Raw genomic sequence first — 12514 nt, forward strand, 5'->3', positions numbered from 1 at the left:
TACTCATGTCCGACAATCTCTTGAAGCTCATCGCGCGCATCCTGCTCGCGGTCCTGTTCGTCGTCAGCGGCTTCGGCAAGCTGACCGATCCGTCAGCGGTCGCCGGGATGCTGAGCAGCCTCAAACTGCCTGGCGCGACCGCCCTGACCTATCTCGTCGGTCTCGGCGAAGTCGTTGGCGGCGTCGCGATCATCATCGGCTATCGTTTGCGCGCCATCGCGCCGCTGCTCGCGGCCTGGTGCATAGTCACCGGCCTGATCGTCCATCTCAGCATGCCGATCGATCTCATGAAGAATCTCGGCCTCGCCGGCGGCCTGCTCCTGCTGGCGACGACCGGTGCCGGATCGTTCGCCCTCGAGCGCCGCGCGCGCCCGGTCACGGCCTGAGCCCACCAAACCGGAGTATCCCGTCATGTCACGGCAAACCGCACTCGCCCTATCCGCCCCCGTTCACGCCCCGCGTGAGGTCGTTCATCGCACGCAAGGACGCGGCGGCGCCCCGATCACCCGGCTGATGAGCCCGTCGGACCTCGGCCAGTATCTCAAGCCGTTCGTCTTCCTCGACCTGATCGATGCGCCGTCTTCGATCGCCAGCGCCGGCAATCTCCATCCGCATTCGGGCATCGCCACCGTCACCGTGCTCACCGAAGGCAATCTGCGCTTCGACAAGGGCGACTGGGGTACCGGCCTGCTCGACTATGGCGGAGTCGAATGGATGCGGGCCGGCAGCGCGATCTGGCACGGCGACGAATATCGTCCGGACAGCGCAGCCCGCCTCAAGGGCTTCCAGCTCTGGGTCGCCCTCCCGGAAGCCATGGAGATGCACGAGCCGGAATGGCAGTTCGTCGAGGCGAGCGGCATCCCGTCCGTCGGCCCCGCACACCTTGTCGTGGGCGCCTATCGGGGCAAGCAGAGCCCGGTGCGGTCGTTCGACGGCCTCAACTATCTGCTGGTCACCCTCGCCCCCGACGAGGCATGGACCTATGAGACGCCGGACGGTCACCAGGTCGGCTGGCTCAGCCTGTCGCACGGCTCCCTGGCGGGCACCGACACCTATCATGCCGGCGAGCTGATCGCCTTCGACCGGAGCGATGCCTCGATCGCACTGCGCGCCGGCCCCGAAGGCGCGACATTCGTGCTCGGATCGGCGGTGCCGCATCCGCACGAACTCGTGCTCGGCTACTATTCCGTCCACACCTCCGAGGCGAACCTGCAGGCGGGCGAGGCCCGCATCGCCGAGGTCAGGCACCGCTACGCCTGACCGCCAATCCCAATCGCATCATTCGATCACAGGAGAGATGACAATGCTTATCGAGGACATTCTCCGCCACAAGGGTCGCCGTGTGATCAGCATCGCGCCCCATAGCGAACTGGCGGCGGCCATAGAACTGATGGCGCATGAACAGGTCGGCGCGCTCGTCGTGCTCGACGATTCGGACCGGGTGCTCGGCATCGTCTCGGAACGCGATATCGTCCTGGCAACGGCGAAGGCCGGCAAGCTGGCCCTCTCGCTCCCCGTCCATGGGGTGATGACCAGGAGCAGCCCGCACGCAGACCCGCGCGATACCGTCGCCGACGCCATGCGCGTGATGACCACCAACCGGACCCGGCACCTCCCGGTCACCCATGGCGGGCACGTCGTCGGCCTGGTCAGCATAGGCGACGTGGTGAAGTCGCGACTGCAGGAGAAGATCGAGGAGAACGCGGTCCTGCAGGACATGGCGCGGGCACGTCTCGCAGCCGCGTGAGGCAGAGCAGGCCCCCGATCCTGCAAGCCGGTCGGGGGCGCAAGGAGGTTGTCATGGCCTATCTGCAATTCGAGCATATCCAGAGTGCCTCGACAGGAATCGTTGCCGGGAAGCCCCAGCCGGCCCTCGGCGCGTTCGAGCGCGATATCGTGCGGATGTCGCTCCAGGACGGACGTTCTTCGCTGGCAGACATTGGCCGGCTCGTGCGGATCGGCATGTGGCTGGGCGGCGTGCGCCGCAAGGGCGGGCTGGCAAACCCTCGGCTCGAGGCCCTGCGGCGCTACGCCATCCTCTATCGCCTGAACGGCCAGGGGCTCGAAGCGAGCGAGGAGCTGGCAATGGATCGCGCCGGCTTCGATGCGCGCGGCATCGGCGAGGTCCGCCGGATCGTCGATCGCCACGTCGCGGCCAACCCGCATGGGCCCGGGCCATGGCTTCATATCTTGCCCCTCGCCCTCGCATTGGTCGCTGGGCTCGCCGGCACGGCGCTGCTCATCCGGCAGACGACGGGCGATATCGCGATATCGACGATGATCGCCGCACTTGCCCTGGTCACGATCGTCTCGCTCCATCGCCCCGCGATGCGAAGCGATCGGCGGCGGGCGTCGTGACGATCGCGACGCGATACGGGCGTTCATGCGGGATAGGCGAGGCGCCGATCCAAGCGCGAATACAGAGGGAATCCTGTCGGCTGGCGCACAGCCGGCAACCGGCACGCCTTCGTCTCCAGCCGCGGCGCAAGGGATATTTTCCGCAACCGCCGCCTGCTGGCGGAATAGTTGCCGACCCGGCGCAGCCGGCTCCCGGAGAGGCCGTCGATTGTTCTTCTCTTGCGTGGCGCAATTCCGCGGAAGATTGACTGGGCCACCCGCGCGAAAGCGACCGGCAATTGCTTCGGCCAATATTGGTGGCTCGAACGTCATGCATGCGCTAGTGCCGGCACAATCTGGTATGTCGGGGCGAGAATGCAGTCATGATCGTAACGGCCATTTTGGTTCTGCTTCAGTCCGCGCCGCCCTCCGAGGATTCTAGCCGGGTCTTTCCTGCGGATCGACTGGTCTGCAACGTGGCGGCATCGCCTGCCGCATTCGTGCTCAGCATGGAGCACCGTGCCGGCGACGCCCGGGTGCGGGTCAAGTCGACTCGGGACGATGCCTTTCCCTCGGGGGATTATGTCCTCGGCCGGTCGTTCGTTACCCGGCGCGAGAACGACCAGCCGGTTGACTATCGGGTTGGCCTCTCCGCCTCACACAAGGCTGGCGAATTCTCGCTCAACATGCAGGTGGTCAATGGTCGGCCCGCAAGAAGCTGGCTGAGGCTGATGCCTCCGGGCCCGTATCGGAGCGATCGCCTTCAGGAGCTCGGCGCGGCAGAGTGCGTCGTGAAGGCGGACTAGCGATCAGCGCCGTCGACCACTTCGCCCCGACCGGCGAGCAGCCCCCTGCCTGAAAATGCTGGTCGAGCCCGGAGCCTCCGTCGCGGCAGGCGATCCATGCGATCGCGCCTTCAGCCCGCGACGGTGGTGTCCAGCGCCGTGAGCAACTCAGCGACGCGAAAGGGCTTGCGCAGAATTATCGCCGCGCCATCGACTGCTTCGATTGCCGCGGCGTCGGCAAAACCGCTGGCGAAAATTATGGGAAGCCCGCGCCAACGCCGCCGGATCTCGGCGGCGAGTTCGGCGCCGTTCATGCCCGGCATCGCGAAATCGAGCAGCGCAACATCGGGTCTTTCTTCTTCGAGCGCGGCCAGGCCCGACGCGCCGTCATCGGCCTGGATGACGCGATGGCCCAGTGCCTCGAGCGCGGCCGACAATACCATGCGCAGATCCGGATCGTCGTCGACCAGCAGAATGACGAGCGGGCGAAGCGCGGCCACGGCCTCGTCCGCGGCCGTTGCTGCGGGCAATGGCGAGCGCTCGGTGCAAGGGAGCAATACGCGCACCGTCGTGCCTTGACCAAGCGCACTCTCGATCCGCACGGCCCCGCCGACCTGCTGCGCGCTTCCATAGATCTGGGCGAGACCAAGCCCGGTGCCCTTCCCCCTGGGCTTGGTCGTGAAGAACGGCTCCATCGCGCGGCGCAGCGTATCTTCCGCCATGCCGGTCCCCGTATCGGCGACGGCGATCTCCACATAGTCTCCTTGTGCGAGTTCGGCATCTCCAGCGACCCTCCGTACCGTGGTCGAGATCGTGAGCGTCCCTCCCTCCTGCATCGCGTCGCGCGCATTGATCACGAGATTGAGCAGCATCATCTCAACCTGTGTGGGATCCGCCAACACCGGCACCGGCGCCGGATCGAGCTGAAGATCCAGCACGATCATTGGCCCGAGCGTTCTTCGCAACAGGTCCGCCAGCGCGGCAACGGTGTCGCACACCAGCATGGGCTGGAGCTGAATCTCTTGTGACCGCGAGAAGGCAAGCAGCTGTGTGGTCAGCCTGGAGCCGCGCTCGGCGGCATTGAGGCCGGCATCGGCAAAATGACGGACCTTGTCCGGTTCCTCGGCGCGGCGACGGATCAGTTCGAACGCGCCGATTACCGCGCCCAGAAGATTGTTGAAGTCATGCGCCAGGCCGGCAACCAGTTGGCCCACCGCTTCCATCTTCTGGCTCTGAAGCAGCGCTTCCTGCGCCTGGCGCAACTCCGCCGAACGCGCCTCGACGCGCGCCTCCAGCGTCGCATTCAGCTCACGCAGCTGCTCCTCGACGGCAGCGCGTTCGACCACCAACCGGATTCGCTCCGCGATCTCTTCCAGGAAGTTGATCTCGTCCGGGCGCCAATGGCGCGGATTGCGGTCATTGAGATAGACGATCGTGCGCAACCGGCCGTCCCAGACGAAAGGCACGACGAGGATGGACCGTGTCTCGACTTGCCGGGCGGTCTCGCGCGTGCGCGCTTCGCCGCTGAGTTCGGCGGTGAGCAGGTCCTCGATCATCACCGTCTCGCCGCGACCGAGCGCCGCAACGATCTTGACGCCGAACGCCGCGGCGGGGAACCGCCCCAGCAAGGCCGGCACCGATCCGTCGGTCCAGCACACTTCATAGTCGAAGACATCCTCGACCGGGTCGAGCTGGCCGAAGCCGGCGCGGGTTCCGCCGAAATGCTGGCCCATGAGCCTTGCCACGGCGAACAATGCCTCGTTCGTGGATCGCTCTCGCAGAATATCCGCGATCTCCAGCCTGAGCCCGGTTCGAGCTTCGCGCCTGGCAAATCCCTGGAGCAGGCGCTCGAACGTCGCAGCGCCCAAAGCCAGGACCAGGATCAGGAAGGTAATCGTCGCGATACCGGCCGCGAGGTAAGTCTGGCCGACACTGGCGAGGCCGTCGTGCATGTCGATCCGCGAACTGGCCGTGAAGACTGCCGCCCGCATCCCCGCATAGTGCATCCCGGCAATGGCGAAACCCATCACGACTGCCGCCGTGATGCGGTGGCTCATCTTCCGATCACGCGAAGCAAGCCATATCGCCGCCGTCGCGGCACCGAGCGCGATCAGCACCGAGATGCTCACCCAGAACCTGTCATAGCTCAGCGTCGCCGGCATACGCATCGCCGACATGCCGACATAGTGCATGGCGACGACACCCAGCCCCATCAGCAGGCCGGCGGCCAGGATGCGCGTGCGGGAGACCGCTCGCCAATCGAGCGTTGCGAAGCCCGCGCCCGTGAATCCGAGGGCCAGGGCCAGCGACAGCAAAGTGAGCCCCAGGTCGTAGCTCATCCGCATCCCGGGCATGCTGAAGGCAAGCATGGCGACGAAATGCATCGACCAGATGCCGCTGCCCAGCGCGATCGCCGCTGCCCAGACCCAGACGCGGCGCATCCAGCTGATCGAAGAGTGAATGCGGCTCGCCAAGCTGAGCGCGGTGAAGGAAGCGAATATCGCAATCAGGATCGACAGCGCCACCAGCAAGCTGTCGTGCGCACCCATCATGGCCATCGGCTGCTATGATCCCATAGCGAGCGTCCGCATGCAATCGCCGAAGGCTCCAATATCGTAGCAACGCCGCCAACTATTGCCTTCGCCGAAAGTGAAGCGCGGGGTCGCCGGAAGCAGAGGGCGTTATCGACCACTTGCGCAAGATCAATTTGCCAGGGACTTGGGCATCAACCGGCAAATCTCAACATCGTCTTCGATGCCGAGCGCCATGACACCGTTTCATGCCGATCCGTCTGCTTCCGGCGCGCGCGGATCGCATCGGGAGCAGCCGATGTCCCGAAGCCAGCCCCCAGATATGCCTGATGCCGGACGGCGCATGCGCCCGGTCGCGCCCCCGATCGATCACATCGTCGCATCGGTGTTTGCGCAGAGTCCCCGAACTATCGCGGTTCCGTCATCAAAATGAAGAGCGCACCGCTTAGCTGCACCGCCGAAGCCGACGCGTCCAGACGTCGCAGCATCGGGGGTCAATATGAAGCTCACCGCCACGAGCGTGCTCGCCACGCTGACCTTTGCCTGCACACCCGCCATGGCACAGAGCCTGCCGGCGAACAGCGACACCGGAACCGGCGCCGAAGCAGGAGAGGAAACCGGACTCATCATCGTCACCGGCACGCGCGAGCGTTCGCGCACCCAGTTCGACACGCTGGCGCCGGTCGATGTCCTGTCGGCCGACGCGGTTCGCTCCAGCGTGTCGGGCGACCTCACCGATACCATCGCGCAGCTGCTGCCGTCGTTCAACGTCCAGCGCCTGCCCGCCGCGGATGGCCAGGCCTTTGTGCGCCCGGCAACGCTGCGCGGCCTCTCGGCGGACCAGACGCTCGTGCTGGTGAACGGCAAGCGCTATCACCGCTCGGCGCTGCTGGGCACGCGCGGCGCACAGGCTCCCGATCTTGCAAGCATCCCCTCGCTGTCGATCAAGCGGATCGAAGTTCTGCGCGACGGTGCCTCGGCGCAATATGGATCGGATGCGATCGCCGGGGTGATCAACATCATCCTCGAGGACAAGCCCGGCATGGACGCCTTTGGCCAGTTCTCCCAATATTATTCGGGCGACGGTAACGAATATCAGGGCGGTGCGCGCGGCGGCGTGGCGTTTGGCGAGCGCGGCAGCATCGTCGTCACCGGCCAGTACGACAAGTCCGAAGCGACATCGCGCACTCGCCAGCGCCCCGACGCGATCGCCTTCCAGGCAGCCAATCCCGCGATCGCCGTGCCCAATCCGGTGCAGCGCTGGGGCCAACCCGACGAGGAGCGTATCCGCGGATCCGTCGATGCCCATTACAGCTTCGCCGACGAAGCGACGCTCTACACCTTTCTCACCGCCCAGTCGGGCGATGGCGTGACCGACTTCAACTGGCGCAATCCCGCCGGCACCGCGAATGTCTACAACGCCAGCACTGCATTTCCGGGCTTCTCGTTCCGGACAGTCTATCCCGCCGGCTTCACGCCGCGCTTCGGGACCGAATATAGCGACTATCAGAGTGATTCCGGTCTTCGCGGCGGGCTTGGCGAACACCTCAGCTACGATCTGAGCGTCAGCCTTGGCCGCAGCCGGATCGACTATAACATGCGCGAGAGCCTCAACGCCTCGCTCGGCCCGAACAGCCCGACCAGCTTCTATATCGGCCGGCTGGAGCAGCGCGAGTTCAACCTCAACGCCGACTTCGTCTATCGGCTGCCGGTGGGCGGCGCCGAGCCGCTCAACATCGCCTTCGGCGCCGAGCGCCGCCGCGAGAGCTACAAGGTCGGTGCCGGCGATCCCGCCTCCTATGCGATCGGCCCGGGTGCGGCGACCGGCCTGGCGCCCAGCTCCAACGGCTTCCCCGGCTTCAGCCCGACCGCGGCCGGCACCTGGCACCAGACCAGCTACGCCGGCTATGTCGATCTCGAATGGCGCCCGGTGAAGATGCTGACGCTCGGCGCCGCCGGGCGCTATGAGGATTTCTCCGCGTTCGGCGACACCTTCAACTACAAGCTCGCGGCGCGCATCGAGCCGGCCGAAGGCATCGCGGCGCGGGCGACCTGGTCGACCGGCTTCCGCGCGCCGACTCCGGCGCAACTCAATACCATCCAGACCACGCAGGGGCTCGACACGGTTACCCTGCAGATCTTCAACCAGGGCCGGCTTTCGCCGAACGATCCGCTGGCAATCGCGCTCGGCGCCAAGCCGCTGACGCCGGAAACCTCGAAGACGCTGACCGCAGGTCTCACCTTCCAGACCGACATGGGCTTCAGCGGCAGCGTCGATCTCTACCAGATCGACGTCAACGACCGCTTCAGCCAGTCGCGCACCTTCAGCGTGCCGACGAGCTTCCCCAACCCGCTGCGCTTCACTTCGGTCAGCTATTTCACCAACGACTTCAACACCCGCACGCGCGGCATCGACATGGTGCTGAACTATGCCCGCAACCTCGGGCCCGGCCGTGCCACCGCAACGCTTGCCTATAACTACAACAGCACCAAGGTGCGCAGCGGCACCACCGCCGCCATCCCCAACGAGACGCAACGCCGCGTCTTCGAGGAGCGGTTGCCGCAGAACAACGGCACTGCGTCGCTCGGCTATGAGATCGGCGATCTCTCGGTGCTGCTGCGTGGCCGCTATTACGGGGCGTGGACCGATGTGAGCGGGAATGCGACCGGCGAACTGTTCCAGCGCTTCGGCGGCATCGCGCTGTTCGACATTGCGCTCGCCTATCGCATCGATGAGCATTTCACCCTGCGGGCCGGCGCGGAGAATGTCTTCGGAACCTATCCCGATGAGGCGACCAACCAGGCCGTGCGCGGGCTGATCTACTCGCGCAACGCCCCCTATGACACCGATGGCGGACAATATTATGTTCGACTGGGCGTGAAGTTCTGATCGGAGAGAATATCGTGGATCGCAGGTCGTTGCTCGCCGGAATCGCCGCCCTGCCGGCGGCCGCACGCGCAGCCTCGGCAATTCCCGCGCAAGGCGAGGAAGCCTTTTGGCGCGGCATCGCCGCCCAATATGACGTGACGCGCGAGGTGATCCAGCTCGAGAACGGCAATTGGGGCATGATGGCTCGCCCGGTGTTCGATGCGTATAAGGAGCAGTTGGGGCGCGTGAACCGCGACACCAGCTACTATACGCGCCGCGGCTTCGGCGCCGATGCGCTGGCGGTGCGCGAGGCTCTGGCGGCGGAGCTTGGCGTGCCGGCGGATGAGATCACCTTCACCCGCAACGCAACCGAGGCGCTCAAGGCACTGATCCTGGGCTATAACCGGCTGGAGCCAGGCGATGCCGTGCTCTATGCCGATCTCGACTATGACAGCATGCAGGATTGCATGGAGCATCTGCGCGTGCGGCGCGGCGTCGCCGTCGTCCGCATCGCGCTGCCCGAGCCGGCGAGCCGGCAAGCGCTGATCGACGCCTATGCCGAAGCCTTTGCGGCGAACCCGCGCCTGCGGCTGGTTTTGCTGACTCATCTCAGCCATCGCACCGGCCTGGTGCTGCCGGTCCGCGAGATTGCCGCGCTGGCGCGGGCACGGGGCATCGATGCGATCGTCGACGCCGCGCACAGCTGGGGTCAGCTCGACATGACGTTGGCCGACCTCGATTGCGACTTCGCGGGCATCAACTGCCATAAATGGCTCGGCGCGCCGCTCGGCGTGGGTGCGATCCACATCCGCAAATCGGCGCTGCAACGGATCGACCGCGATCCCGCCGAACCCGCCAACGGACGCGACACGGTGGCAACCCGCGTACATCCGGGGACCAGCGACTTCGCCGCGCTGCTGACGGTACCCGCTGCGCTCGCCTTTCAACAGGCGATCGGGCGCTCGCGCCGCGCAGCCCGCCTGCGTTTCCTGCGCGACCGGTGGGTGGCGGCGGTCCGCCCGCTCCCCGGCATCGAAGTGCTGACCCCCGATGATGCCGAGCTCCATGGCGGCATAACATCCTTCCGCCTCCGGGGTGTGACCGACGTCCGGGGGAACGCGGCATTCGCCGCGCGCCTGCTCGACCGCCATGGCATCTTCACGGTGCACCGCGATGGCCCGGCCAAGGGCGCGTGCGTGCGCGTAACCCCTGCCCTGTTCAACAGTCCGGAAGACCTCGACGCTCTGGCACGCGCCCTGGCGATGGAAAGCGCCTCGAGACGGGGGACCTAGCGCGCGCCCGGCAACGGAGCGCTTCAATCCGGTTTCGCGGGGTCGACAACCAGCAGCAGGCGGGCCTTGCCGGCGCGGGCGATGGGCGGCGAGCGGTGGAGGATCGGTGTCGTTGTCGGCCAATCATGGCCCTTGAAGATGCCGACTTGGCCGGTCCGGAGCTGCCGGATCTCCGCGCGGCGCGGCGGAATGCCGGCGTCGAGCCGCCGGGCCGTCAGCGCGTCGAGCCACTGCGTACCCGGGCCGGCATAGGTCGTGATCAGCCGTGCGCGGACATAATCCGCATGGAAGCGACGGCGGCGTCGCCAGTGACGCGTTCCAGCCGGACATGGACCTGGTCCGCCCCGACCGCGCGGGCGAAACGCCGCGCAACGCCGCTGCCCCGCCGCGTCATAGCTCAGATCGACACCCACGGTGCCCCGCACGATCTGCCCGCCCGACAGCATCCCGCGATCGGTCACCACCCGGTTCATCGTGTCGTAGCGATACCAGAAGGTCGGCGACTGCTGCCCGTCCACCGTCGAGACTGCGCCATTGCCGCCCAGCAGGCTATAGACATTGCTCTGCGAACGGATGTTCCCGTTCGCATCGTAGCGCCAGCTCACCGATGCGGCAGGCGCCGTCCCGTTGCCCGATTCCGACCAGGTGACGAGCCGACCCAGCGCGTCATAGGTAAGCGATATGCCTCGCGGATACCCCCTCTCCGGCCATTCGACACCAAAACGGCACCGGGAGTCTCCACCCCAGTGCTGTCCATCTCCCTAAAAAAACGATGTGCAGACAACAGGTTACCCCGCAGGGGGAGCCGTTCCTTTTATCTTGCTTTCGCCATCACCTTTCACCCGGTGAGCCATCTGCATTCCAAAACTCCCAGCGACCTACCTCTTTCCCGCTGTCATAATGGCCCTTCGCTGCGATCTGGCCATTCTCGTGGTAGTCCGTCCAAAGACCTTGCTCCTGCCCGTCAACATAGGTGCCTTCAGATGCAAGCGCGCCACCCGGGTGGTAGCAACGAAATAGTCCGTGCCTAATCCAACGAGTTCCATCGGCCGACATGTAACGAGCATATCGGTAATGGATGACCCCATCGTCGTACGGTATTTCTGCAATATTAAGCTCAGACATTATCGCCCCTTTGGCAGGAAATCTTCTGGTCCATATAGCTCGGTAACGACGGGCCTCCCAGTTACCGGGCTATACCTTTGAATCGCAATTCTACTTGGCAGACTGCCTTGGCTTTGCGTGTACGCATCGATGAAACGTATGATTTCCTGACGGTCCTTCGCTATTGGCCTGCCTAGTGGTTTGTCGTCGAGGATCAGATCGTTCTTGAACCTAACAGCGTCGGGCCTCGCGATCTGGACCCGTGCATCCAACGGCTCTCCCGTAGTCAAATTCACCCGTTTCGGAACCTGTATAGCTACGCCATTTGCATCTACCAAAGGCGCGTTGACGAGGTCGAAATCGCCAGACGCCCTGCGGGCTGCTGCCAAATCGGCGTGTATGGATTTCCCCGTTGCGGTTGCCAAAGTTTCGCCAGTGATTGGCACACTCTCTGCGGCGCTTGCACGCGCCCCCATTCCCCTGGCACCGACCAGGGAAACCACGGCAGCGGCGATGATCCCTCGCTTCTCCGCATTGCTGGAAACATGGTTCGGATCGAGCAGGAACGGATGCCGCGCATTGTTCGCGGCACGGGCCTGCGCCGAGAACATGTCGCCATTGTCCGGATATAGCGACCTGAGGGTCTCGCTCACGATCGCGGTGGCCGCATGGCTCCCATTGCCTATGGCGTCCCTGAACATCTGCCCGGTGTTGCCGCCGGAAGATACGATACTCTTCAAGGTGCTGGCAGTGAGTCCCTGGACATAATGCCCCACGCTTCCGGTCACGTTACCCCCATATCCCAGGGCCCCGCGTGGAGCGCTGCTGATACTCGTTCCAGGCGGCCGCGCGGGTGCGCCTTGATAGCCGTCGAGGCGTCGATAGCCGTCGAAGCGTCTGACCTGATCGCGCAGGCTGAGAGTGGACGTAATCCGCTGCTGTTGAAGCAAATCGGCAAAGCGGTCCTCGACGGGGCCGTAGGCAATGTCGCGCCAGGATTCTCGTTGGCCGGTGACAACGATCGTGGCCTCGTCGGAGAGGCCAAGCATTTGACGAGCGGTTTCGAGAATCAGGCTAAAAAGGTCCCCTCCCGCTAGGTCGGACACCCCTTCCGTCGCAGTCGAGGCTCGTATTCCCGATAGGGATTCACGCCTTTCGATATTCCGTGCCGCAACCTTGCCGGCAACCGCATCCCCAATCGTCTGCCCGATGACATCAGGCAGTGCGGCAAGGATATTGTCGCCGAAGCTGGTGCCCTCGATCAGACTGCGCGCCGCCGCATTGGCGAGGCCGCCTGCGGTGTTGCTCAGCAGCCTGCCGCCAAAGCCGCCCAGCCCGATCGCACCCGAGGCGCCCATCCCCAGCCCCGCCGCAGCCACGCCGGCAAAGTCGAACTTCGATTGCAGCCCCGTCGCCACCCCGATGCCCTGGCCGATCGCGCTGCCCAGCGCCCCGCGCACCGCGTCGCCCAGGAAAGGGCTGCCGGCGATCTTGTCGAAGCTGCCCGCCAGCCCGCCGGACACGCCCGCGCTGATCCCCGCCAGCGCCACCCCCTTCCAGCTGAACTTGTCCTGGATCCCCGCCGCAACCCCGAAC

Annotated in this window: 11 protein-coding genes; 7 read left to right on the forward strand and 4 right to left on the reverse strand. The window is 65.4% G+C overall.

The genetic code is table 11. The features are described 5' to 3' along the window. Positions 1-5 precede the first annotated feature (5 nt). From FFS08_RS13735 to FFS08_RS13755, 5 genes are all read left to right on the forward strand, one after another. The gene (locus FFS08_RS13735) at positions 6-386 is read left to right on the forward strand and encodes a DoxX family protein (protein ID WP_137862182.1); all 381 of its coding nucleotides are present in this window, start codon (positions 6-8) and stop codon (positions 384-386) included. A gap of 127 nt (positions 387-513) precedes the next feature. Then, complete coding sequence (locus FFS08_RS13740; protein ID WP_212742017.1) at positions 514-1260, forward strand: pirin family protein; 747 nt, start codon at positions 514-516, stop codon at positions 1258-1260. 37 nt (positions 1261-1297) lie between these two features. Continuing rightward, entirely contained in the window at positions 1298-1747 is a 450-nt protein-coding gene (locus FFS08_RS13745; RefSeq protein ID WP_137862184.1) for a CBS domain-containing protein, read from the forward strand. Positions 1748-1800: 53 nt separating this feature from the next. Further along, positions 1801-2358 (forward strand): hypothetical protein, encoded by a 558-nt coding sequence (locus FFS08_RS13750; RefSeq protein ID WP_137862185.1) that lies wholly within the window; start codon positions 1801-1803, stop codon positions 2356-2358. Between the two features lie 362 nt (positions 2359-2720). After that, on the forward strand, positions 2721-3143 hold the full coding sequence (locus FFS08_RS13755; protein ID WP_171015312.1) for a hypothetical protein: 423 nt from the start codon (positions 2721-2723) through the stop codon (positions 3141-3143). A gap of 110 nt (positions 3144-3253) precedes the next feature. Here the strand turns inward: FFS08_RS13755 and FFS08_RS13760 are convergent, their stop codons facing one another. Continuing rightward, the gene (locus FFS08_RS13760; protein ID WP_137862187.1) at positions 3254-5680 is read right to left on the reverse strand and encodes an MHYT domain-containing protein; all 2427 of its coding nucleotides are present in this window, start codon (positions 5678-5680) and stop codon (positions 3254-3256) included. A gap of 472 nt (positions 5681-6152) precedes the next feature. Between FFS08_RS13760 and FFS08_RS13765 the strand changes: the two genes are divergently transcribed. After that, positions 6153-8543, forward strand: a complete 2391-nt coding sequence (locus FFS08_RS13765) for a TonB-dependent receptor plug domain-containing protein (RefSeq protein WP_137862188.1) — start codon at positions 6153-6155, stop codon at positions 8541-8543. An 11-nt stretch (positions 8544-8554) separates the two neighbouring features. Then, positions 8555-9814, forward strand: coding sequence for an aminotransferase class V-fold PLP-dependent enzyme (locus FFS08_RS13770; RefSeq protein ID WP_137862189.1), 1260 nt, complete (start codon positions 8555-8557; stop codon positions 9812-9814). A gap of 23 nt (positions 9815-9837) precedes the next feature. Here the strand turns inward: FFS08_RS13770 and FFS08_RS13775 are convergent, their stop codons facing one another. The 3 genes from FFS08_RS13775 to FFS08_RS23515 all read right to left on the reverse strand — a co-directional run. After that, positions 9838-10419 (reverse strand): DUF1826 domain-containing protein, encoded by a 582-nt coding sequence (locus FFS08_RS13775; protein ID WP_137862190.1) that lies wholly within the window; start codon positions 10417-10419, stop codon positions 9838-9840. Positions 10420-10645: 226 nt separating this feature from the next. Further along, entirely contained in the window at positions 10646-10939 is a 294-nt protein-coding gene (locus FFS08_RS13780) for a toxin-antitoxin system YwqK family antitoxin (RefSeq protein WP_137862191.1), read from the reverse strand. Continuing rightward, positions 10939-12514 (reverse strand): hypothetical protein (locus FFS08_RS23515; protein ID WP_502702034.1); only part of this gene is annotated, 1576 nt, incomplete at its 5' end. The genes FFS08_RS23515 and FFS08_RS13780, both read right to left, overlap by 1 nt.

Origin of the sequence: Sphingomonas sp. 1F27F7B, assembly GCF_005503355.1 — a bacterium.
In the GTDB taxonomy this organism is placed as follows: domain Bacteria; phylum Pseudomonadota; class Alphaproteobacteria; order Sphingomonadales; family Sphingomonadaceae; genus Sphingomonas.

Bases quoted from the DNA above. Each gene is read 5' to 3' on its own strand.
- FFS08_RS13740 (WP_212742017.1), top strand. From the start codon at position 514: ATGAGCCCGTCGGACCTCGGCCAGTATCTCAAGCCGTTCGTCTTCCTC.
- FFS08_RS13745 (WP_137862184.1), top strand. From the start codon at position 1,298: ATGACAATGCTTATCGAGGACATTCTCCGCCACAAGGGTCGCCGTGTG.
- FFS08_RS13750 (WP_137862185.1), top strand. From the start codon at position 1,801: ATGGCCTATCTGCAATTCGAGCATATCCAGAGTGCCTCGACAGGAATC.
- FFS08_RS13760 (WP_137862187.1), bottom strand. From the start codon at position 5,680: ATGGCCATGATGGGTGCGCACGACAGCTTGCTGGTGGCGCTGTCGATC.
- FFS08_RS13780 (WP_137862191.1), bottom strand. From the start codon at position 10,939: ATGTCTGAGCTTAATATTGCAGAAATACCGTACGACGATGGGGTCATC.
- FFS08_RS13735 (WP_137862182.1), top strand. From the start codon at position 6: ATGTCCGACAATCTCTTGAAGCTCATCGCGCGCATCCTGCTCGCGGTC.
- FFS08_RS13755 (WP_171015312.1), top strand. From the start codon at position 2,721: ATGATCGTAACGGCCATTTTGGTTCTGCTTCAGTCCGCGCCGCCCTCC.
- FFS08_RS13765 (WP_137862188.1), top strand. From the start codon at position 6,153: ATGAAGCTCACCGCCACGAGCGTGCTCGCCACGCTGACCTTTGCCTGC.